The sequence below is a fragment of the Streptomyces pyxinicus genome, from assembly GCF_024753135.1.
GTDB classification, from domain to species: Bacteria; Actinomycetota; Actinomycetes; order Streptomycetales; family Streptomycetaceae; genus Streptomyces; species Streptomyces pyxinicus.
In genome coordinates this window covers 17376-38257 of record NZ_JANUGP010000024.1, presented here as the reverse complement: position 1 = coordinate 38257, position 20882 = coordinate 17376, and the positions used below count along the sequence as shown (strand labels likewise).

General features: G+C 71.5%; 19 protein-coding genes. 6 read left to right on the top strand and 13 right to left on the bottom strand.

Annotated features, from left to right (window positions below):
* The first annotated feature begins 111 nt into the window (after positions 1–111).
* Positions 112–453 carry an STAS domain-containing protein gene (locus NX794_RS26260; RefSeq protein WP_309506021.1) on the top strand — a complete coding sequence of 114 codons (342 nt, stop codon included), beginning with the start codon at positions 112–114 and terminating at the stop codon, positions 451–453.
* Here the strand turns inward: NX794_RS26260 and NX794_RS26255 are convergent.
* Positions 337–1347 (bottom strand): sigma-70 family RNA polymerase sigma factor, encoded by a 1011-nt coding sequence (locus NX794_RS26255; protein ID WP_258781466.1) that lies wholly within the window; start codon positions 1345–1347, stop codon positions 337–339. The two genes, NX794_RS26260 and NX794_RS26255, sit on opposite strands and share 117 nt — an antisense overlap.
* 142 nt (positions 1348–1489) lie before the next feature.
* A complete protein-coding gene (locus NX794_RS26250; protein ID WP_258781465.1) occupies positions 1490–2767 on the bottom strand; it encodes an MFS transporter in 1278 nt (425 codons plus the stop codon).
* Positions 2768–2829: 62 nt separating this feature from the next.
* Between NX794_RS26250 and NX794_RS26245 the strand changes: the two genes are divergently transcribed.
* Entirely contained in the window at positions 2830–3783 is a 954-nt protein-coding gene (locus NX794_RS26245; protein WP_258781464.1) for a LysR family transcriptional regulator, read from the top strand.
* Between the two features lie 95 nt (positions 3784–3878).
* On the opposite strand, the gene NX794_RS26240 is transcribed toward NX794_RS26245, so the two are convergent.
* The 3 genes from NX794_RS26240 to NX794_RS26230 all read right to left on the bottom strand — a co-directional run bounded on the left by NX794_RS26240 (position 3879) and on the right by NX794_RS26230 (position 10103).
* Positions 3879–4334: a hypothetical protein gene (locus tag NX794_RS26240; protein ID WP_258781462.1), complete on the bottom strand. Its 456-nt coding sequence runs from the start codon at positions 4332–4334 to the stop codon at positions 3879–3881.
* Between the two features lie 124 nt (positions 4335–4458).
* Positions 4459–8937, bottom strand: a complete 4479-nt coding sequence (locus NX794_RS26235; RefSeq protein ID WP_258781461.1) for a ricin-type beta-trefoil lectin domain protein — start codon at positions 8935–8937, stop codon at positions 4459–4461.
* A 404-nt stretch (positions 8938–9341) separates the two neighbouring features.
* Positions 9342–10103 carry a prolyl oligopeptidase family serine peptidase gene (locus tag NX794_RS26230; protein WP_258781460.1) on the bottom strand — a complete coding sequence of 254 codons (762 nt, stop codon included), beginning with the start codon at positions 10101–10103 and terminating at the stop codon, positions 9342–9344.
* 179 nt (positions 10104–10282) lie between these two features.
* On the opposite strand from NX794_RS26230, the gene NX794_RS26225 reads away from it, so the two are divergent.
* The gene (locus tag NX794_RS26225; protein WP_258781459.1) at positions 10283–11470 is read left to right on the top strand and encodes an adenosine deaminase; all 1188 of its coding nucleotides are present in this window, start codon (positions 10283–10285) and stop codon (positions 11468–11470) included.
* 149 nt (positions 11471–11619) lie between these two features.
* On the top strand, positions 11620–12003 hold the full coding sequence (locus NX794_RS26220; protein ID WP_258781458.1) for an ATP-binding protein: 384 nt from the start codon (positions 11620–11622) through the stop codon (positions 12001–12003).
* A 111-nt stretch (positions 12004–12114) separates the two neighbouring features.
* Here the strand turns inward: NX794_RS26220 and NX794_RS26215 are convergent, their stop codons facing one another.
* The 5 genes from NX794_RS26215 to afsQ1 form a co-directional block, all read right to left on the bottom strand.
* Positions 12115–12318: a PspC domain-containing protein gene (locus tag NX794_RS26215; protein ID WP_258781457.1), complete on the bottom strand. Its 204-nt coding sequence runs from the start codon at positions 12316–12318 to the stop codon at positions 12115–12117.
* 129 nt (positions 12319–12447) lie between these two features.
* Complete coding sequence (locus NX794_RS26210; protein WP_258781456.1) at positions 12448–13011, bottom strand: VanZ family protein; 564 nt, start codon at positions 13009–13011, stop codon at positions 12448–12450.
* 114 nt (positions 13012–13125) lie between these two features.
* Complete coding sequence (locus NX794_RS26205; RefSeq protein ID WP_258781455.1) at positions 13126–13725, bottom strand: hypothetical protein; 600 nt, start codon at positions 13723–13725, stop codon at positions 13126–13128.
* Entirely contained in the window at positions 13722–15356 is a 1635-nt protein-coding gene (locus NX794_RS26200; protein WP_428985961.1) for an ATP-binding protein, read from the bottom strand. The genes NX794_RS26205 and NX794_RS26200 overlap by 4 nt, the downstream gene beginning before the upstream one ends.
* Positions 15353–16030 (bottom strand): two-component system response regulator AfsQ1, encoded by a 678-nt coding sequence (gene afsQ1, locus NX794_RS26195; protein WP_258781454.1) that lies wholly within the window; start codon positions 16028–16030, stop codon positions 15353–15355. The genes NX794_RS26200 and afsQ1 overlap by 4 nt, the downstream gene beginning before the upstream one ends.
* A gap of 266 nt (positions 16031–16296) precedes the next feature.
* On the opposite strand from afsQ1, the gene NX794_RS26190 reads away from it, so the two are divergent.
* Positions 16297–17037, top strand: a complete 741-nt coding sequence (locus NX794_RS26190) for a SigE family RNA polymerase sigma factor (protein ID WP_258781453.1) — start codon at positions 16297–16299, stop codon at positions 17035–17037.
* Between the two features lie 219 nt (positions 17038–17256).
* On the opposite strand, the gene NX794_RS26185 is transcribed toward NX794_RS26190, so the two are convergent.
* On the bottom strand, positions 17257–17862 hold the full coding sequence (locus tag NX794_RS26185; protein ID WP_258781575.1) for a uridine kinase family protein: 606 nt from the start codon (positions 17860–17862) through the stop codon (positions 17257–17259).
* Between the two features lie 160 nt (positions 17863–18022).
* Between NX794_RS26185 and NX794_RS26180 the strand changes: the two genes are divergently transcribed.
* Complete coding sequence (locus NX794_RS26180; protein WP_258781451.1) at positions 18023–18436, top strand: hypothetical protein; 414 nt, start codon at positions 18023–18025, stop codon at positions 18434–18436.
* A 104-nt stretch (positions 18437–18540) separates the two neighbouring features.
* Here NX794_RS26180 and NX794_RS26175 read toward each other — a convergent pair whose 3' ends face one another.
* Positions 18541–19425 carry an aldehyde dehydrogenase family protein gene (locus tag NX794_RS26175; RefSeq protein WP_258781450.1) on the bottom strand — a complete coding sequence of 295 codons (885 nt, stop codon included), beginning with the start codon at positions 19423–19425 and terminating at the stop codon, positions 18541–18543.
* On the bottom strand, positions 19418–20881 hold the full coding sequence (locus tag NX794_RS26170) for an aldehyde dehydrogenase family protein (protein WP_258781449.1): 1464 nt from the start codon (positions 20879–20881) through the stop codon (positions 19418–19420). The genes NX794_RS26175 and NX794_RS26170 overlap by 8 nt, the downstream gene beginning before the upstream one ends.
* Between the last annotated feature and the right edge of the window lies 1 nt (position 20882).

Below are 20882 nucleotides of genomic sequence, written 5' to 3'. Positions count from 1 at the left end.
CCTGCCGCGGGTGAACGGGGCCGGTGGATCCTCCACCGGCCCCTTCGGCATGCCGGGGCCGGTGAGCCCGCCCCCCGATGAGTTACGGCCCCCGCGCCGGTCTACCCGCGCGTGGATGCCCGGAGCCCGGTCGTGATCGTGCTGCCCGCTTCCGTCGGTCGGGAGCGGGTGGTCGAGTTGTGTGCGCGGGTGGAGGGGGAGCGGGGGCGGGTCGTGGTGTGTGACGTGGGGGCCGTCGAGGAGCCGGGGCTCGGGGTGGTGGAGGTGCTGGCGCGGATGGAGCTGGCCGCGCGGCGGAGGGGAGGGCGGATCCGGCTGCGGGGGCCGGGAGCCGCGCTACTCGCTCTGCTCGACTTCGTCGGGCTCCGCCTCCAGGTGGAGGGGGAGGTCGAAGAGGGGGAACCAGCGCTTGGTGTCGAGGAAGCAGTGGAAACCGGTGATCCGGCCCCCTGACAGCTCCAGCACCTGCACCGCCCACGGGCTGAAGCCGCCGGTGTCCGGGTCCGGCTTGTAGTGGGCGAAGCCCGGCAGGCCGTTGGCCAGGACCGGCCGCAGCCGGGAACCGGCGCAGGAGGCGCCCAGGGTCGACATGAAGCCGGTGATGTCGGCCGGGCCGCGCAGCCACAGGTCGAACGGCGGCATCGTCATGATGGCGTCCTCGTGGAGCAGGGCGGTCAGCGCCGCCATGTCATACCCCTCGAACGCCTTCACATAGCGCTCCAGGAGTCTTCGCTGCTCCTCGTCCAGCGGATCGGACACCGCGCCCTCGGGGGTCGTCTCGCGCTCGGCGAGGGTGGCCCGGGCCCGCTGGAGCGCGCTGTTGACCGACGCCACCGAGGTGCCCAGCAGCTCGGCGACCTCGCTCGCCCGCCAGGCCAGCACCTCGCGCAGGATCAGCACCGCCCGCTGCTTGGGCGGCAACTGCTGGAGGGCCGCCATGAACGCCAGCCGGATCGACTCCTTGGCGACGGCCGCCTCCGCCGGGTCCGCCACCGCCGGCAGCACGCGCGCGTCCGGCACCGGCTCCAGCCAGGTGTTGTCCGGGCGCGGGGCGAGCGCCGCCCGCGCGAGCGGCGTCGACTCGGTCAGGTCCATCGGACGCGCCCGCCTGCTGCCCGCCGCCAGCATGTCCAGGCACACGTTCGTCGCGATCCGGTACAGCCACGAGCGCAGCGAGGAACGGCCCTCGAACCGGTCGTAACTCCGCCAGGCCCGCACCAGCGTGTCCTGCACCGCGTCCTCCGCCTCGAAGGAGGAACCGAGCATCCGGTAGCAGTACCCGGTCAGTTCGGTGCGGTGCTTCTCCAGCGCGAGGTCCAGGTCCGCCGTCGCCGTACTGTCGCCCATCGTCCACCCACCCCTGTGGCCGTCCCGGTGGCGCGTTGTCGCGCCCCAGCACTCGGGAAGCTACCGCAGCCCACTGACAACGGCCCCTGGAGCGGGAAAAGGCGCAGCTGGGATCGGGTGTTCGGACCGGCGTACGGCGATGTCAGCGCGCCCCCACGGGCACGCGGCGCGCCGCCACCCGGGCCGCCCTCGTACCGAGGACTGTGATCGCCACGACCCCCAGCACCGCGCACAGCCCGACGCCGACCGTGCCGCCCCAGCCGGTGGCGTGGAAGGCCGTCGCGCCGACCGTGCTGCCCACGCTGGAGCCGATGTAGTACGCGGACTGGTACAGCGCCGCCGCCTGCGCCCGCCCGTGCGTGGCGGTCTTGCCGACCGCCGAGGAGGCCACCGCGTGCCCGGCGAAGAAGCCCGCCGTGATCAGCACCAGGCCGAGCAGCACCAGCGGCAGGGAGGCGGCCAGGGACAGCAGCAGCCCCGCCGCCGTCGTACCGCCCGCCAGGTAGAGCGCGCCCCGGCGGCCGAGCCGGCCCACCAGGCGGCCCGCCGAGGACGCGGACACCGTACCCACCAGGTAGACCAGGAAGATCGAGCCCACGATGCCCTGCGGCAGTCCGAACGGCGCCTCCGTGAGGCGGTAGCCGATCACCGTGTAGACGCCGCCGAACACCGTCATGAACAGCGCGCCGATCGCGTACAGGCGGCGCAGCAGCGGGTCGGAGAGGTGGTCGCGGACCGTGCCGAGCAGCACGCGCGGGCGCAGCGAGCCCGCCGTGAAGTGCCGGGGGGCGGGCAGCAGCAGGCGGAACGCCACCGCGCAGCCGACCGCGACCGCGCCGATCACGCCGACCGCGACCCGCCAGCCCCACTCCTGGGCCACCCAGCCGGTGATCACCCGGCCGCTCATGCCGCCGACGCTGTTGCCCGCGACGAACAGGCCGATCGCCGTGACCAGCGCCTTCGGCCGCACCTCCTCGGCCAGGTACGCCGTCGCCGAGGCCGGCAGCCCGGCCAGCACGGCACCCTGCACCGCCCGCAGCACCACCAGCGCACCGATCGACGGCGCGAACGGCACCAGCATCCCGACGGTGACCGCGACGGCCAGCGAGGCGGTCATCACCGTACGGCGCCCGAACCGCTCCGACAGGGCGCTCATCGGCAGCACGAACAGGGCGAGGCCACCGGTCGCGGCGGCCACCGTCCAGCTCGCCTCGCTCGCCGCGACCCCGAACTCGCCGGAGATCAGCGGCAGCAGGGCCTGGGTGGAGTAGAGGAGGGCGAAGGTCGCGACGCCGGCCAGGAACAGGGCGAAGCTCATCCGGCGGTAGCCGGGGCCGCCCGGGGTCAGCCGGGAGTCGGGGGAGGTGACGGATGTGCCGGCGTCCACGCTGGTGGACGCCTCGGTACTGGCGGGAGACATGCTTCGACCGTAGCTACGCAGGGCTGATGCGTCCAATGCACGGAATCGGCATAATCGTTCCCATGGCGCATCAGTACAGCTCACAGGGGCGGCTGTCACCGTCCGGTGACACAGAAGACATGGCGCTGTTGCTGGCGCCCCGGCTCGCCCACTTCGCCGCCGTGGCCCGTACCGAGCACGTCACGCGGGCCGCCCAGGAGCTGGAGGTCCCGCAGTCCACCCTGTCGCGGGCGATGGTCCGGCTGGAGCGGGACCTGGGCGTCGACCTGTTCGCCCGGCACGGCCGCACGGTCTCCCTGACCCCCGCCGGGCGCACCTTCCTCGCCTCCGTCGAGCGCGCCCTCGCCGAGGTCGAACGCGCTGCCGAGGAGGTGCGCGCGGACGCCGACCCGGCGACCGGCAAGGTCGCCTTCGGCTTCCTGCACACCATGGGCGCGGAGACCGTGCCGGGCCTGCTGCACGCCTTCCGCGCCGACCATCCCCGCATCCGCTTCAGCCTGGTCCAGAACTACGGCGAGGCGATGCTGGAGCGGCTGCGCGCAGGGGAACTGGACCTGTGTCTGACCTCTCCGGTGCCGGACGCCCCCGACCTGGTCGCCCGCCGCCTGGACGAGCAGAAGCTGCGCCTGGTCGTGCCCGCCGACCATCCGCTGGCGTCCCGGCGCCGCGTCCGCCTCGCCGAGGCCGCGGAGGAGAACTTCGTCACCCTCGAACCCGGCTACGGCCTGCGCCGCATCACCGACACCCTCTGCCACGAGGCCGGCTTCCGCCCCCGCATCGCCTTCGAGGGCGAGGAGGCGGAAACCCTGCGCGGCCTGGTCGCCGCGGGCCTCGGCGTCGCCCTCCTCCCCCCGCCCACCGTCCCCCGCCCCGGCGTCGTGGAACTGACGGTCACCGCCCCCCGGGCGGCCCGCGAAATCGGCGTCGCCTGGCTGGCCGACCGCCCGGACACCCCACCGGTGGCGGCCTTCAAGAGGTTCCTGCTGTCTCGGCGGGGGAACCTGGTTCCGGGCTAGGCCAGAACAGGAACAGCCACACGCCGCCCGGCAGGGCGCTGCTCGCAGCGGTGCGCGCTGTCACCCTGTTCCGGAGCAGTGCGGGGGCAACACGTTCACGAAGACGAGGGTGGATCGGCGTGGACGTACACGTCACCCTTGGCGATGTCGTCGACCTCTTCCGCGCGAACCACGGAGAAGCCGGCCAGCCGCAGAATCCCGATCAATGCCGTCTGCATGAGGACAACGACTTCGGCGTGGTGCCTCCAGTCTGCCGCCTCCGGGTCCTGGCGCTCGGCAACCGCCCGCATACCGGCTTCCGCCAGTTCCGGAGCGCTCCAGCGCACGTAGAGGCCGCCAGCGTATTGACCCTGGCTGTCGTCGACTTCCACCCAGGCGCCCGGCTGTTGCGGTGCCCCCGGACGCTTGACATCAGCGGGAAGACCAGCGCGTTGCAGCTCGCGGCAGACCCGGCCCGCCAGTTCGTGGCCTGCGGCGATGATGTCCTCCGGGGCGTACGGATTCCCGTGTGCTTCGGCTTTGGCTCGTGTCTCGGGGTCTATGTACGTCACAAGGCATCTCCAGGTGGGATGACATCCCTGATGTCACGAATTTCTCCTGAGTAACCTGCGTGCATTGCTTTGCACGCAGGGGGCGCCGGAGGTTGGGCTTTCCGGCGCCCATCTCTTTTCTACGTCACTCAGACGGAGTCGATTGAGTGGATCGGGCCAACTTCCCACGCTCGAACGTGTTGATCATGTACTCGATCATATGGTACGCACCCGGTCCGTCGGGAGTCGAATAAGTCACCGGTATGCCTTCCATGAGGGGGGAGCACCTATCGGCGCATGGGCTGCGTTCACTGTAGAGTTCCGAGATCTGATTCCTGTTGAATCCCTTTTCTTCCAGTTTTTGCACGATCAGTTCCTCGGAGTGGAGTCCCTGAGGAATATTTGCGAAGACGACGAAGTCATCCTTCGCTCCGGTGGCCTTGGCCCATCCGGGAACCCTGGCGACCGCGACGTTGCGTCCAAACTTGTACCGAAGCCCGCTGGCTATCCGGAACTTGTATGCAATTGCAGCCAATTCCGAGCCGGCGTACGGGACTATTTCCCCGCATGCGCCGCCCGCGGACAGCCTGAATGCTGCCCTTGTGCGCTTCGTGCAGGTCTCGTACAGCTGTTGGAGGACCTTGGCACCGATCCCTTCCTTTGCCAGCGGTGACAGGCCGTCAAGGCTCCGTAGGGCCTTGAAAGCGTCTTCGAATCCGATTCCGGTTCTGGTTGCGGCGTCGAGGGCTTTGACTGCGCGTGTGATCGGGGCGAGCAGGCCTTCGAGCGGGACGTAGGTGGCGATGCTCCAGGCGCAGGCGGTCTTGTCGCCGTGCCAGCAGTCCATGAGGTCTTCGGCGAAGAAGGAGAAGAGGATCGAGCCGGCGACGTCACCGAAGAGGCTCTGCCAGCCGGCGCGGACGATGTCCTTGCCGGAGAAGTGGTGCGTCCAGCCGTTGATCTCGATCTTCTTGAGCGTCGCCCGCTGGAGGAACTGCCATGCCGCCTTCGGGCATCCGTCAGCGGTGGCCTGGGCTTGGTCGTCGGTGCACAGGTAGACGTCGGCTTCGTAGGTGACGACGAGGTCGTAGGCCGCGTTGCAGCCCTGGAAGGCCGCTTCCGGCATACCGGGGCAGGTGCCGATCTGCTTGCTGCTGACGATCTCGACGGTGGACTCGTCCGGGACGGCGAAGACACCGGGGATACCGGTGCCGGATCCCTGGGACGCTTCCTTGTTGGCCTCCGCCTTCTCCGTCCGGTCGGCGGCTGCTTGGGCCTCCTTGGCGTACTTGTCGGCGTCCTTCGCCGCTTGTTCGGCTTCGGTGGCGGCGGTGTCGGCGCGGTCGGCTGCGGTGCGGGCGTCCTTGGCGTCCTGTTCGGCCTGGGTGGCGGCGGAGCGGGCGGCTTCGGCGTCGAGTTCGGCGGCGTCGGCGTTGTCGCGGGCGTCCTTGGCGTAGCCCTCGGCGTTGCCGGCTGCCTTGTCGGCGGCTGCGGCGTCGTCGGTGGCCTGTTGGTCGTAGGTGAGGGTGCGGGCCAGTGATGCCTGTGCGGCTGCGGCGGCTTTGGCGGCGTCGGCGGCGTAGCCGAGGGCTTCCTTGGAGTAGGTGCGGGCGTCGGCGGCGTATTTGGCGGCGTTGGCCGCGTGCTGGTAGGCCTCCTTGGCGTCGCCCTTGGCCTGGTCGGCGAGGTTCTTGGCGGCGTCGGCCTCGGCGGCGGCGTTCTTGGCGTGGGCGTCGGCGACGGCCTGTTGCTGCTCGGCGATCGTCTTCGCGCCTTGTCCGGTCAGGACGACGAGGCCGGCGGCGGAGTCGGTGTCGATGTAGGCGGCGCCGAGCTGGATGGCGTCGTTGGCGGGGGCGGCGACCTGCTGGGCCGCCTTGCCGGCGTCGACGGCTGCCTGGGCGGTGACGTGGGCGTATCCGGCGGCTTTGGCGGAGGCGGCGCGTGCCTTGCCGGCCTCGGTGTTGGCGGCGTCGGCCTGGGTTCTGGCGTCCTTGGCGTGCTGTTCGGCCTCGTCGGCCAGTTTCACGGCCGTCTTGGCTTCGGATGCGGCGTGCTGGGAGGCGGTGATGGCGTCCGCGGCGGCGCTGGTGGCCGTCTTCACGGCGGCGTCGGCTTTGAGTTTGGCTGCCTGGGCGGCGTCGGCGTCGGAGCGAGCCCGTTTGGCCGCCGCCTCGGCGCGGGTGGCCGCCGCGTCGGCGTCGGCTGCGGCCTGGGTGGCGGCGTCGGCCTCGGAACGGGCTTTGCCTGCGGCGGCTTCGGCGTTGTCGGCTGCTGTGTCGGCGTCGTTGGCCGCTGTGCGGGCCGCGTCGGCGGCGTCGCCGGAGTCGAGGGAGTCGGCGTAGGCGGTTTTGGCGTCGGCTTTGGCGCGGGCGGCGTCGGCTTTCTGTTCGGCGTCCCAGGCGTCGTCGCGCATGTCCTTGGCGTGGTCCTTGGCCGTGACCGCGTCGTCGCGTCTGTTTTCGGCGGTCTTCTCGGCGGCCTCGGCCTTGTCCTTGGCGTCCTTGGCCTTGGTCGCCTCGGACCCGGCGTTCGTGCGGTGCTGGGCGGCCTCGGCGCGGCTGGCGGCGGCGTTCTCCTTCTCCGCCTTGGCGGTCTTCTCCTCGGCCTCGGCCGCGAGGCGTTTGGCGTGCGCGTCGGCGGCGGCCGCCTTCGCGTCGGCTTCGGCCTTCACCGCGACCGCGAGTTTGGCCTCGGCGGTCTCCTTGTCCTTCTTGGCGTTGTCCCGGTGGACCTTGGCCGCGTCCGCGGCGGCCTTGGCCTGCCACTCGGCTGCCTCGGCGGCCTTCTTGCGGAATTCGGCCTTCGACTGGGCGGCCTGGGCGAGGGCGCGCTGTGTGATGGTCGCGCTGTCCCCGGCGGCGGCACGGGTTGCGGCCTCGGCGGTCTCGCCGGCCTTCTCCAGCGCGGTCAGTGCGGCGGACGCGCCCTTGGTGACCTGGTCCTTTTGCAGACCGACGAGCAGGCCCCGCCCGCGCGGGGCCCCGGCCGTATCCGCGATGCCGTATGCCGCCTGGAGGGCGGTGTCCGAGGTGGTCGCGGCCTTCTGCGCGGCGGTCAGCTGTGTCTTGAGGACGGCGAGCTGCTTCTTCGACTCCGTCTGCGCGGCGGTGAGGTTGGCCTTGGCCTTGTCCACGTCGGCCTTGGCCGGGGCGCTGCCGGTATGGGTCTTGGCGACGATGCGGAACTTCTGCGCGGCGGAGCCGTTGCAGGCCGAGGAGACGGCGTCCTTGCTGTTGTCGAACGTCGGCAGGTGCAGGCACTTGCCGGACGCCGCGTTCACCAGCGGGCCGGCACTGCGGATGTCGAACTTCCACTGCTGGGCCTTGCCGCTGCCGCAGTCCCGGATCTGGATCTTCGTTCCGTCGGCAGTGGCGCCGTTCAGCACCTCAAGGCACTTGAACGAGTTCGGGTTCATCAGGGTGTAGCCGCCGTCATAGGTGGCCCACCGTTGCCACTTCTGGGAGGCCCCGCCGTTGCAGGTGTAGACCTGGACCGGCGTGCCGTTGGTCTTGCCGGCGCCCTGGACGTCGAGGCACTTGCCGGCGGCGCCCGGCACCTGGATCTCCAGCTGGCCGTCGCCGACCCAGTTGAGGCCGCCCTCGGTGTAGTAGTCCAGCCAACGGGTGGAGTAGTCGGCGATCCAGGACTGCCCCAGCATCTTGCCCAACGCGAACGAGCCGTCCTGCAACGCCTTCGTGGCCGTGCCGGAAGCCGTCAGGATCTGCTGGCGCTGTGCGGCCTGGGAGGTGATCTCCTGTTGCCACTCGGTGGTCGCCTGGGCCACTTCCTTGCCGAGCACCCGGTTGGGGTCGATCGGGTCGTGCCACCCGCAGGCTGCGAAACGGGTTTTCAGGTCCTCGACGGCGATACGGAACTCAGGCGTGTCCGGGGCCGGTGCCGTCTTGGGAAAGCCACCCGAGGACAGGAAGACGCGGGCGTCGTCCGCGAACACCCGGGGAACGAACAGCGTGTTGGGTTCGATCTTGCCGGAGTTCTTCTTCCACAGCGCCCATGCCTGCTGTTCCTCGGGCGTCCCCCCGGAGGTGTACAGCTGGTCGCCGACCTTCACCGCGGCAGCCTTGGTGGCGTCGTCCGCGGTGGGCGAGGGCTCGTAGAACGGCGAGAAGAGGTCGATCGCCTTGCCCCACGACTGGTAGATCCACGGGAGCAGCCCGATCCGGTCGTAGATCTCGGTCTCGCCCTCCGGCGAGCCAGGGTAGTCATCCAGGCCTGTGACGGCGTTGGAGAACGCGTGTCCTTGGTCCAGGACCTTGTCCCGCCACTGAGAGCTGTTGTCCTCGTCGGCCATGAAAGCCGTGTGCAGGGGATCCTTGGTGTCGTAGAGATCCCGATTGAGCTTCTTGTGGAGTTGATCGGGTGGCAGTCCGATGGCGCTCTGCGCCAGGGCGAACAGGTTGGGCCCGCCCTTGCGCAGGCCGTCGACGCCCACACACTGGTCCCCGCGCAGTTGCTCGGCGGCCTTGGCGTCGAACCCGTCGTAGGAGTCGGCCACCGGAGCGGTGCGCGGCTCCCGGCCGGCGGTCGGATCGGGATGCACCGCCATGGTGGCGAGGAGGGCGAGGGAAGCGAGCGAGACGACCGGAGTCGCCAAGCCCGTCATCCATCTGGGGCGTCTGCCCTGCTTCCGTACAGGTATGAGCGACACGCGTGTCCCTCTCTTCAGGGGTGGCTGCTGGAGGCGCACTCCTGGGAGGGACATGCCAAACCCGGGCTCGGGTCCTGCGTGGTGCAGAGCGTCCCCCCGTGGACGCACCGGAGACTCCCGGACGAGCGGACTGGTCAGGTCCTCCCGGGAGCGGACGCCACCATAGGCATGCCGATGATTCACACGGCAAGGACGTTACGACCGGGGCGGGTTACGCTCAGTAACAGTGATCCTGAGGGGCAGCCAGGTGGTTCCTGTGCGTACCCTGTGAAGCCGGCTTCACCGGTCCTTCGCTGAAGCGGCGGCGGGGGCACTCTCCGTCACAGTGAGACGGACGTCACAGTGTCAGCCCGCGCGCCCTACCGCTTCAGCGACCTCCCGAACCCCGCCGCCAACGGCATCCGCAGCCCGATCGGGGGCGGGGCCGCCAGCGCGTCCTCGACCGGGCGGGAGACCGTGTGGCCGAACAGGGCGCCCATCGCGAAGTCGGCGGTGAGGGAGAGGACTTCCTCGCGGTAGCCGTGCATGCCGTGGCCGTCGGAGTGGACCTCGAAGCGGCACACCTCGCGGTTGGTCTTCTTCGCGCGGGCCGCGAAGCGGAACGACAGTTCGGGATCGGTGCGTTCGTCGTTCGTGCCGTGCACGATCAGCACCCGGCGCCCGGCCAGCTGCTTCACCGGCTCGGCGGGTGCGGCCACGTCGTCCTCCGGCAGCCACGGCGCCAGCGCCACCACGGAGCCGACCGCCTCGTGCCCGCCCGTGCGCAGCGCCGCCCGGCCGCCCATGCCGATGCCGACCAGGCAGACGGGGACATCTCCGTAGCGCCGTACCACCTCGTCGGCGGCCCACTCCGCGTCCGCCGCGAGATGCGCCTCGCTGCCGTTCCAGCCCCGGTAGCGGTAGTGCACGGTGTGCACGGCAAGGCCCTCCGCGCGGCCCGCGCGGGCGAGGCGGCGGCCCAGGGAAGGGACGAACGCCGTCGCCCAGACGGGGGACGGCTTACGGGCGGAGACCTCCTCTCCGCCCGGGAGCAGCAGCACCGCTCCGCTGACGGACGTCGGCTCCGGGCCGACTGCCTTTCCCAGCCTGGCCGTTCGGACCGGCGTCGCTCGCTCTCCCATGACAGAACAGTGTCAGAAGGCGCGGTGGACGAAACCCGTACGTGCGGTCACCGTTGCGTATCGACGGAAAAGCGTCGGCAAGGCGCTGGTAAGGCACCGGCAAGCACCGACCAAGGCGCCGGGAAAGTGACCGCCGCGCGGTCGGCTCTCTCTACGCGCGTAGGAGTTACAGTGCCGAAATGACGAGCCAGACCGCACCCACCGGGTCCGTCCCGGCGACCGTGCCGGCGCATGTTCCGACGCCGGACCAGATCCGCCGCGCGCCCAAGGTTCTGCTGCACGACCATCTCGACGGCGGACTCCGCCCGGCCACCGTCGTCGAACTCGCCCGGGAGACCGGCTACTCCGGACTGCCCGAGTCCGACCCGGACAAGCTGGGCCGCTGGTTCCTGGAGGCCGCCGACTCCGGCTCGCTGGAGCGGTACCTGGAGACCTTCGCGCACACCGTGGGCGTGATGCAGACCCGCGAGGCCCTGGTGCGGGTCGCCCGGGAGTGCGCCGAGGACCTCGCCGCCGACGGGGTCGTCTACGCCGAGGTGCGCTACGCCCCCGAGCAGCACCTGGAGCGGGGGCTGACCCTGGAGCAGGTGGTCGAGGCCGTCAACGAGGGCTTCCGGCAGGGCGAGCGGCTCGCCCGGGACAGCGGCCGGCGGATCCGGGTCGGTGCCCTGCTCACCGCCATGCGGCACGCGGCCCGCTCCCTGGAGATCGCCGAACTGGCCAACCGCTACCGGGACACCGGCGTCGTCGGCTTCGACATCGCCGGCGCCGAGGCCGGCTACCCGCCCACCCGGCACCTGGACGCCTTCGAGTACCTCAAGCGGGAGAACAACCACTTCACCATCCACGCCGGCGAGGCCTTCGGACTGCCCTCCATCTGGCAGGCGTTGCAGTGGTGCGGCGCCGACCGGCTCGGGCACGGGGTGCGGATCATCGACGACATCGAGGTCCACGAGGACGGCTCGGTCACGCTCGGCCGGCTCGCCTCGTACGTCCGGGACAAGCGGATCCCGCTGGAGCTGTGCCCCAGCTCCAACCTCCAGACCGGGGCCGCGCCCTCCTACGCCGAGCACCCGATCGGGCTGCTGCGCCGGCTGCACTTCCGGGCCACCGTGAACACCGACAACCGGCTGATGTCGCACACCACCATGAGCGGGGAGTTCGAGCACCTCGTCGAGGCGTTCGGTTACACGCTCGACGACCTCCAGTGGTTCTCCGTCAATGCGATGAAATCAGCGTTCATTCCTTTCGATGAACGACTCGCGATGATCAATGACGTGATCAAGCCCGGATACGCCGAGCTGAAATCCGAATGGCTGTTCCGGCAGACGGCCTCCACCAGCGGTTCTGCGGAACCGGGGGTCTAGGGGGAGGCGGTCGCCGGCTCGGAATGCGGACGCGGTTTCACAAGGTGTCCGCATTTCGGTGTTTGCGGTGGGCGGTCCGGGATGTTTACGGTCGTGGACCGCTCAGATCGTTTGTGATCTCCCTCTCCGCATTCAAGGACGCATTCGCCATGAAGCAGTCTGCTGCCAAGACCCTCGGTGTCGCCGCCCTCGGTGCCGCCTTCGCCGCCGCCGGTGCCGGCGTGGCGAGCGCCGCCCCGGCCGTCCCGGACTCCGCGCAGACCCTGGACACCGTCACCAAGACGCTGCCGCCCTCCACGCTCATCGAGGCGCTCCCGGACAGCGGTGCGATGAAGAAGGTCAAGCCGGTGGCCGAGCGCGGTGTCGCCGCCGCGGTGCCGCTGCTCGGCAAGGGGCTCGCCGCCGCTCAGCCGGTCGTCGAGAGCATCATCGCCGAGGGTCCGACCAAGCCGGTCGCCGGTCTGCTGGGCGGCCTGCCGCTCAAGGGCCTGCCCACCCACGGCCTGCCGGTCAACGGCATTCCGGTCGGCTGAGGCAGCCCCCTCCCAGCACCCCCCCGTACGACGCCGTCGGGGCGCCCCGGTTCTTCCGGGCGCGCGTCGGCGGCGTCGGCGTGTGCGAGGTCTGCCGTGTGGCGGTGCGGGCTACCAGGTGGCGGTGCGGGCCTTGTCCTCCGACGGGAACAGGATCCACAGCGCTATGTAGAGCACGAACTGGGGGCCCGGCAGCAGGCAGGAGAGCAGGAAGATCACCCGCATCGTCGTCGCCGAGGTGCCGAAGCGGCGGGCCAGCGCGGCGCACACTCCGCCGATCATGCGGCCGTGGGTGGGACGGGTGAGGGCGGGCATGTGATCTCCTCCGTGGTCGTCGTCGCTGTCAGCCGACTTCCGCTGTGCTCGGCCGGCTGCCGACTGTCGGCGGCCGGCTGTTCCCGGCTGTCTTCCACGGTACGGATACGAAGGGGGCGAAGCATCACTCTATGGGGCGATCCCGACCCTGGGAATCGTCGGGGTACGCCCCTGAGGCAGCTCCTCCTGGGCGACGACCGGTGCCGCCGTGCCGTCGGTGAGCGGCTCCCGGCGACGCAGCCGGCCCCGGACGGCCGGGACGACGGCGAGGTGGGCCAGCAGCACGCCCGTGGTGTTCAGCAGCAGCGAGTCGACGTCCACGACCCGGCCCGGCACCCCGGTCTGGAGCAGGGCGATGCCGCAGGAGACCAGGGCGCCGGCCGCCGCCGTACGCAGGGCGGAGGCGACCGGGGACACGGCGAGCCTGCCGTGGGCCAGCGGGAGCAGGACACCGAGCGGGGCGAGCAGGGCCAGCCCCTCGCCGAGCGGCTTCACCGCGGCCGGCCAGCCGAGCGCGAGATCGGCGCGGATGCCGGCCAGCAGGTGCACGTTGGGTGGCATCACCCAGGGGACGTCCAGGGGCCGCAGCATCAGCCAGGCGACGAGGGTGAGGTGGGCGACGAGGAGGACGCCTGCCGTGACACGGATGCGGATCGCGGCGCTGCTGCCGCCGATGGAGCCTTGACGCTGCACGACCCCCTAGACGCCGGGCCGGGCGGGATCGGTTCCATACCGAGCGGTTTCCACCCCGAGCGGTCTCCGTACCGAGCGGTCACTCCCGGGGCGGCCGTCCGCCAACAGCCGGGATCAGCCGTCCGCGACCCTGCCGGACGGCGGCTTCGCCCGGGGTGTGCCGCGCAGCTCGTCCGTGCACTCGTACCGGCGCGGCTCGGCGGGCGCCGGGCCCGCCAGGACCACCGAGCCGTCGCCCTCGGCCGCCGCCGAGTCGGAGAGGGTGCACACGAGCTGGGCCAGGGCGTAGGCCGTGAGGTGGTCCGGTGCGGTGCTCAGCCGCAGGGTGTCCTCGGGGTCCCGCGGACCGGGCCCGGACACGCTCAGGGCCCCCGGCACGTACGTCGTGTACCCCGCCGCCTTCTCCTGCGCCGACGGAGAGGCGGCCAGCTCGTCCAGCAGGCCCTGCGCCACGATCACCCGGCGCCGGGCGTCGGGTGTGCCGTCCGGGACCCGTACCGTGCGGTCCACGGCCACCAGGGACGCCCCGCACAGCAGGAAGACCTGCACCGGCACCCCGTGCGCGGACTGCGCGGCCGTGTCCGGCGCCGCCAGCGAGCACGCGACCCGGGAGGGCGCCGCCCCGAAGTCGGTCGGCACCTCCGTCGCCCGGATGCCGCACCCGGTGAGCAGCGCGCCCAGGAGGGGCAGCGTCAGCAGGCGTCGTACGGTCATGACCCCTCCTTTCCGGGACGGTCCTTCTTCTCGCCGGTCTTCGTCTCGCTCTTCTTCTCGGCCTTCTCGGCCCTGCCGGTCCGTTCCTCCTCGGCGGCGGCTTCCTCCTCCGTCAGCCGTGAGACGTCCCGGGGCAGCCGCAGCGTGAACACCGCACCGCCCTCGGGGGAGTTCGCCGCGGTGATGCCGCCGCCGTGGATGTGGGCGTTCTCCTGGGCGATGGACAGACCGAGCCCGCTGCCCTCGGAACGCGGCCGGGACGCGCTCGCCTTGTAGAAGCGGTCGAAGACGTGCGGCAGGACGTCCTCGGGGATGCCGGGGCCGTGGTCGCGGACCCGGATGACCACCTCGTCGTCGGCCGTCCGCACCGACACCCGCACCGGCGAGCCGCCGTGCTTGAGCGCGTTGCCGATCAGGTTGGCCAGGATGACGTCCAGGCGGCGCGGGTCGAGCTGGGCGTGGATGCCCCGCTCGGCGTCCAGTTCGACCGCGTCCAGCCAGGCCCGCGCGTCGATGCAGGCGGTGATCTGGTCGGCCACGTCCACGTCGTCCAGGACCAGCCGGGCGGTGCCCGCGTCGAAGCGGGTCACCTCCATCAGGTTCTCGACCAGGCTGTTGAGCCGCCGCGTCTCGCTGACCACGAGCCGTACCGCCGGCTCGATCATCGGGTCGATGCCGCCGGCCTCCGACTCCAGTTCCTCCTCCAGCACCTCCGTCACGGCGGTGATGGCGGTCAGCGGGGTGCGCAGTTCGTGCGACATGTCGGCCACGAAGCGGCGCGAGGCCTCGTCCCGGGCGGCCATCTCGGCGACCCGTTTCTCCAGCGCCTCGGCCGCGTTGTTGAACGTCCGCGACAGATCGGCGAGTTCGTCCGTGCCGGACACCCGGAGCCGGGTGTCGAGCCGGCCCTCGCCGAGCCGCCGGGCGGCCACCCCGAGCCGGTGCACCGGCTTCAGTACGGTCGTGGCGGCGGCCTGCGCGAGCAGCGCGGCGCCGATCAGCGCGAGCCCGGTGGCGATACCGAGCGACCAGGCCAGCGAGTTGAGGTCCTTGGCCTCCGGCTCCAGGGACTTCGCCATGTAGCCCGTCGGACCGCCGCCGATCACCCGGGTGCCGGCCACCAGGTACGGCGTGCCCCGGTCGGTGACCCGCTGCCAGAACAGGTGGTACGGCTGCTGCCCCGAGTCCGTCACCTTCTGCCGTTTGTCGACCGCCGCGCGCAGCGAGGCGGGCACGTCATCCAGCGAGAAGCCGTTGATGCCGTCCGAGTTGCCGTACACCGTCTTGCCGCTCGGGTCCTTGCCGGCCAGGAGCACGCTGAAGTGCTGGCTCCCGGCCGCCATCTGGCCCGCGGCCCGCTGCAACGCGTCCTGTGTCGGATGCTCGGGCAGGGCGCCGGCCCGGTTCTGCATCTCCTGCCGGAAGTCGCGCAGCACCGCGTCCTGGGCGCGGGTGAGCACCGCCTCCCGGTTGAGCCAGTAGGCGATCCCGGACGCCGACACCGCGGCCGTGAGCGCGACCAGCGCGAAGACCACCACCAGCCGCAGCCGCAGGCTCGTGAACCGCAGCCGCGACAGCCTTCCCCCACGCCCCGCGGCCTGGCCGCGCGGCTCCTCGCGCGTCTCGGTCACTGAGGCGAGTCCAGGCGGTAGCCGACACCACGGACGGTACGGATCAGGGTCGGGGAGGAGGGCACGTCCTCCACCTTGGCGCGCAGCCGCTGCACACAGGCGTCCACCAGGCGCGAGTCGCCCAGGTAGTCGTGCTCCCACACCAGCCGCAGCAACTGCTGCCGGGACAGCGCCTGACCGGGCCGGCGGCTCAGCTCCAGCAGCAGCCGCAGCTCGGTCGGGGTCAGCTGGAGGTCCGCGCCGTTCTTCGTCACGGTCATGGCCGAGCGGTCGATGACGAGGCTGCCGAACGTCGCCGAGTCGCTGGACTCGCGCTCCCCGCGGCGCAGCACGGCACGGATGCGGGCGTCCAGCACCCGGCCCTGCACCGGCTTGACCACGTAGTCGTCGGCACCGGACTCCAGACCGACCACCACGTCGATGTCGTCGCTGCGCGCGGTCAGCAGGATGATCGGCAACTGGTCCGTGCGCCGGATGCGCCGGCACACCTCGAACCCGTCGATGCCGGGCAGCATCACGTCCAGCACGATCAGGTCCGGCCGCTGCTCGCGCAGCAGCTTCAGACCGTCCTCGCCGCTGGCAGCGGTGGCCACCCGGTGTCCCTGGCGCGTCAGGGACAGCTCCAGGGCCGTGCGGATGGCGTCGTCGTCCTCGATCAGCAACAGGGAAGGCACGGGGCTCATTCTGGCCCATGGAGGGGGCGCGGGACGACCGCCGGGACCGATACCCGCACACCGCCATCACCTGTGTGCCCAGCGTGACAGCCGGGTCCCGATGGCCTGTGACAGGTCTGTGACAGTCGACGGACACGGCGATGAAGTGGCCCCGGCAGTCTTTTCGGCACGGGCAGGACGCCGGGAACGGCAGGCCGGCCCGCGGCACTGCGAGACAGCGCCGGAGCACCACGGAAGCACCGGAAGTCCACGACGGGGAGCGCGAGATGAACACGCTGCACAGCATCAGCACCAGCGCAGTGGTCACGCGTCTGCACGACGGACGCCGGGGAGCGGAGAAGTCCGGTGGTGTGAGCGGACGGGGGTGCGTTCGCGGCACCGGGCGTCAGCACACCGCGTACATGACGGTGGTCGACGCACACACGGGGGAGAAGCACGGGGGAGAGGCGTACGGGGAGGACTCGGGGGAGCGGCGCCGCTCGCTGTCGGAGGCGGAGTTCACCGCCTACGTCCAGGAGCGCCGCGCCTCCCTGTACGCCACGGCCTACCACCTGACCGGTGATCGCTACGAGGCCGAGGACCTGCTCCAGAGCGCGCTGTTCTCGACCTACCGGGCCTGGGACCGGATCAGCGACAAGGCGGCCGTGGGCGGCTACCTGCGCCGCACCATGACCAACCTGCACATCAGCGCCTGGCGGCGCCGCAAGCTCAACGAGTACCCGACCGAGGAACTGCCCGAGACGCCCGGCGAGACGGACGCGATGCGCGGCACCGAGCTGCGCGCGGTCCTCTGGCAGGCGCTGGCCCGGCTGCCCGAACCGCAGCGCACCATGCTGGTCCTGCGCTACTACGAGGGCCGCACGGACCCGGAGATCGCCGACATCCTCGGCATCAGTGTCGGCACGGTGAAGTCCAGCATCTGGCGCTCGCTGCGCCGGCTGCGCGAGGACGAGGTCCTCAGCTTCGGCCGTGACGAGGAGAGCGCCTTCGGCGAGCTGGTCGCCTGAAGGCGGGGCCACTGGGGGGTGGCCCACGGGGGACGGGGATCCGCTGGGGGGTGGGTCCTACGGGGGAAACACGGGGGTGACGGGGGGACCACTGGGGGGTGGGCCCCTACGGGGGAAACACGGGGGAGCGCACAGGGGCGGGACTGGCGGACCGGGGGGTCCCACCAGTCCCGTTCCGCGTTTCCGGCCCCCGAGGACCGGCCACGGCGGGTACGGCCGTCACGCCGCCGTCCGCTGCTCCCGCGCCCGGCGCCCCGCCGCTGCCGCCGCCAGCCGGCCCAGCGCCTCGTCCCGGTCGCAGGGATGCGCGCCCAGTGCCACCTGGCGGGAGACGATCGACCGCTCGGAGCGCATCAGCCGCCAGCCCCGGCGCAGCAGGAACGGCACCGACTTGCGGCCCTCCCGCAGGTCCCGCAGGAAGCGCCGCCGGAAGGTGGTGAAGGCGCCCCGGCGCAGACACAGCGCGTCGGCGAGCAGCCCCCGCTCCCGGCAGCGCTCGACGATCTCGGCGGCGAAGATGCCCTCCGCGATGAACAGCGGGGTACGGCCGATGTGCAGCGTCTCCTCGCCGGTACGGGCGCTCAGCGAGAGGTCGTACACCGGCACCGGCGTCGACCCGGTGGCGCACAGCCGGGCGATGGCCTCGACCGCGACCTCCGCGTCCCACGACCCGGGGTGGTCCCAGTCGATGTCCGAACTGCCCGCCACCAGCGGCAGGGTGGGGTCGTCACCCTCCTTGTAGAAGTCGTCCAGACGCAGGACGGGGAGCCCGGAGCGGGCGGCGACCAGGGATTTGCCCGAGCCGGAGGGGCCGCACAGCAGCACGACACGGGCGGGGGACGGGAGATGAAGGCTCACGGAACACCAGTTTGACGCATGGGGGGCCGCCTGCCGACCCCGCGGGTCGGCTTTTGAGCGTGACTCCCGCCTCAACTACCCTGTGTGCCGACATCCTTACCCTGCGCACCAGAAGGTGGCACCAGCGATGGCACGACACACTTCCTCCCGCACCTCCACCGCGCGGCGCGCCCTGATCGTCCTGGCGACCGCCGGGGCGGCGCTGGGCGCGGGGGCGGCCACGGCGGCGGCGGACTCCTCCCCGGTCGCCGGCCTCAACTCCCGGCCGGTGGGGATCGGCAACGTGGACCCGCAAGCGGGCCTGCAGGCGCTGACCGGCGCGGTGGGCTACGTGACCGGCCCGGTGGCCGGCCTCAAGCCCAACCCCCTCGCCGGCACGGGAGTCGACCCGCTGGACAACGGCATCGGCACCCAGCTCGCCGACTTCAAGCCGGTCAGCACCCAGATGCTGACGGCCCCCCTGGCCCAGGCCCGGTCCCTCGGCGGCGTCCCGCTGGTGGGGCCGCTCCTCAGCGCGCTGAGCGCCCATCAGGACGTCTGAGGGGCGCGGGGAACTGCGCGACCGGCCACGGGGAAGGCCCCGCACCCGGCCGCATCGCGCAGCCCCCGCCCATCCGGACCCCGTCAGGGCCCGTGCGGGCTTCGTCAGTACGAGGACCCCGACGCGCCCAGCGAGCCCGTCGGGTGCCACACCGTCTTCGTCTCCAGGAACGCGGTGAGCCGCTCGGTCCCCGGCGTCGCGGCCCAGTCCACGGGACCCGGACGCAAAACCCGCTTCAGGTTGTCGGCCGCCGAGATCTCCAGCTCCTTCGCCAGCGCCTCGTCGGCGCCCGCGAGGTCGATCGCGTTGACGTCCTGGTGCGCGGCCAGCGGGGCCGCCAGTTCCGCCGTACCGCCGGACAGGACGTTGACGACACCGCCCGGCACGTCGGAGGTGGCCAGCACCTCGCCCAGGGACAGGGCGGGCAGCGGGGCCCGCTCGGAGGCGACGACGACCGCCGTGTTGCCGGTGGCGATCACCGGGGCGAGCACCGAGACCAGGCCGAGGAACGACGACTCCCGCGGGGCCAGTACGGCGACCACGCCGGTCGGCTCGGGCGAGGAGAGGTTGAAGAACGGGCCCGCGACCGGGTTGGCGCCGCCGGTCACCTGGGCGATCTTGTCGGTCCACCCGGCGTACCAGACCCAGCGGTCGACGGTGGCGTCCACGACCGCCGCCGCCTTCGACTTCGACAGGCCCTCCGCCTCGGCGACCTCGCGCGTGAACTGCTCGCGGCGGCCCTCCAGCATCTCCGCGACCCGGTACAGGACCTGGCCCCGGTTGTAGGCGGTCGCGCCGGACCAGCCGCCGAACGCCTTGCGGGCGGCGACGACCGCGTCCCGGGCGTCCTTGCGGGAGGACCGGGGAGCGTTCGCCAGCCAGTTGCCCTTGGAGTCCGTCACCTCGTACACCCGGCCGCTCTCGGAACGCGGGAACTTCCCGCCGACGTACAGCTTGTAGGTCTTGAAGACGCTCAGACGGTCAGACATCGAGGTAAGCCTCCAGGCCGTGGCGACCGCCCTCGCGGCCGAAACCCGACTCCTTGTAACCGCCGAACGGCGAGGTCGGGTCGAACTTGTTGAAGGTGTTGGACCAGATCACGCCCGCGCGCAGCTTGCCCGCGACCGCCAGGATCCGCGAGCCCTTCTCGGTCCAGATGCCCGCCGAGAGGCCGTACTGCGTGTTGTTCGCCTTGGCGACCGCCTCGTCCGGCGTGCGGAAGGTGAGGACCGACAGCACCGGGCCGAAGATCTCGTCGCGGGCGATGGTGTGCGCCTGGGTGACGTTCGTGAACAGCGTCGGTGCGAACCAGTAACCGGAGCCGGGCAGTTCGCAGGCCGGGGACCAGCGCTCGGCGCCCTCCGCCTCGCCCTGCTCGGTCAGCGCGGTGATCCGGGCCAGCTGCTCGGCGGAGTTGATCGCGCCGATGTCGGTGTTCTTGTCCAGCGGGTCGCCGAGGCGCAGCGTGGACAGCCGGCGCTTGAGGGAGTCCAGCAGCTCGTCGTGGATCGACTCCTGGACCAGCAGCCGGGAGCCGGCGCAGCAGACCTGGCCCTGGTTGAAGAAGATGCCGGTGACGATGCCCTCGACGGCCTGGTCGATCGGGGCGTCGTCGAAGACGATGTTGGCGCCCTTGCCGCCCAGCTCCAGGGTGAGCTTCTTGTTCGTGCCGGCGACCGTGCGGGCGATCTCCTTGCCCACGGCGGTGGAGCCGGTGAAGGCCACCTTGTTCACGTCCGGGTGCGCGACCAGCGCGGCGCCCGCGTCGCCGTAGCCCGGGAGGATGTTGACGACACCCCTGGGCAGGCCGGCCTGGCGGCAGATGTCCGCGAAGAACAGCGCCGACAGCGGGGTGGTCTCGGCGGGCTTGAGGACGACCGTGTTGCCGGTCGCGAGCGCCGGGGCGATCTTCCACGCCAGCATCAGCAGCGGGAAGTTCCACGGGATGATCTGGCCGGCCACGCCCAGCGGAGCCGGGTTCGCACCGCTGGGCCCATTTGTCGTCCTCCGGCCGAACCCGGCGTGATCCAGCTTGTCGGCCCAGCCGGCGTAGTAGAAGAAGTGCGCGGCGACCAGCGGGAGGTCCGCGTCGCGGGTCTCCTTGATCGGCTTGCCGTTGTCCAGCGTCTCCAGGACGGCCAGTTCGCGGCTGCGCTCCTGGATGATCCGGGCGATGCGGAACAGGTACTTGGCGCGCTCGGAGCCGGGCAGCGCGGACCACTTCTCGAACGCCTTGCGGGCGGCCCGGACGGCGCGGTCGACGTCTGCCTCACCGGCCTGGGCGACCTCGGACAGCACCTCCTCGGTGCTGGGGCTGACGGTTTTGAACACCTTGCCGTCGGCGGCGTCGGTGAACTCACCGTCGATGAACAGGCCGTAGGAGGGGGCGATGTCGACGACCGAGCGGGACTCGGGCGCGGGGGCGTACTCGAATGCGGAAGCCATG

What these genes read in the sequence shown, in the direction of transcription:
- NX794_RS26255 (WP_258781466.1), bottom strand. Translation starts at nt 1,347, where the DNA reads ATGGGCGACAGTACGGCGACGGCGGACCTGGACCTCGCGCTGGAGAAG.
- NX794_RS26250 (WP_258781465.1), bottom strand. Translation starts at nt 2,767, where the DNA reads ATGTCTCCCGCCAGTACCGAGGCGTCCACCAGCGTGGACGCCGGCACA.
- NX794_RS26245 (WP_258781464.1), top strand. Translation starts at nt 2,830, where the DNA reads ATGGCGCATCAGTACAGCTCACAGGGGCGGCTGTCACCGTCCGGTGAC.
- NX794_RS26235 (WP_258781461.1), bottom strand. Translation starts at nt 8,937, where the DNA reads ATGACGGGCTTGGCGACTCCGGTCGTCTCGCTCGCTTCCCTCGCCCTC.
- NX794_RS26230 (WP_258781460.1), bottom strand. Translation starts at nt 10,103, where the DNA reads ATGGGAGAGCGAGCGACGCCGGTCCGAACGGCCAGGCTGGGAAAGGCA.
- NX794_RS26225 (WP_258781459.1), top strand. Translation starts at nt 10,283, where the DNA reads ATGACGAGCCAGACCGCACCCACCGGGTCCGTCCCGGCGACCGTGCCG.
- NX794_RS26220 (WP_258781458.1), top strand. Translation starts at nt 11,620, where the DNA reads ATGAAGCAGTCTGCTGCCAAGACCCTCGGTGTCGCCGCCCTCGGTGCC.
- NX794_RS26215 (WP_258781457.1), bottom strand. Translation starts at nt 12,318, where the DNA reads ATGCCCGCCCTCACCCGTCCCACCCACGGCCGCATGATCGGCGGAGTG.
- NX794_RS26205 (WP_258781455.1), bottom strand. Translation starts at nt 13,725, where the DNA reads ATGACCGTACGACGCCTGCTGACGCTGCCCCTCCTGGGCGCGCTGCTC.
- NX794_RS26190 (WP_258781453.1), top strand. Translation starts at nt 16,297, where the DNA reads ATGAACACGCTGCACAGCATCAGCACCAGCGCAGTGGTCACGCGTCTG.
- NX794_RS26180 (WP_258781451.1), top strand. Translation starts at nt 18,023, where the DNA reads ATGGCACGACACACTTCCTCCCGCACCTCCACCGCGCGGCGCGCCCTG.
- NX794_RS26175 (WP_258781450.1), bottom strand. Translation starts at nt 19,425, where the DNA reads ATGTCTGACCGTCTGAGCGTCTTCAAGACCTACAAGCTGTACGTCGGC.
- NX794_RS26170 (WP_258781449.1), bottom strand. Translation starts at nt 20,881, where the DNA reads ATGGCTTCCGCATTCGAGTACGCCCCCGCGCCCGAGTCCCGCTCGGTC.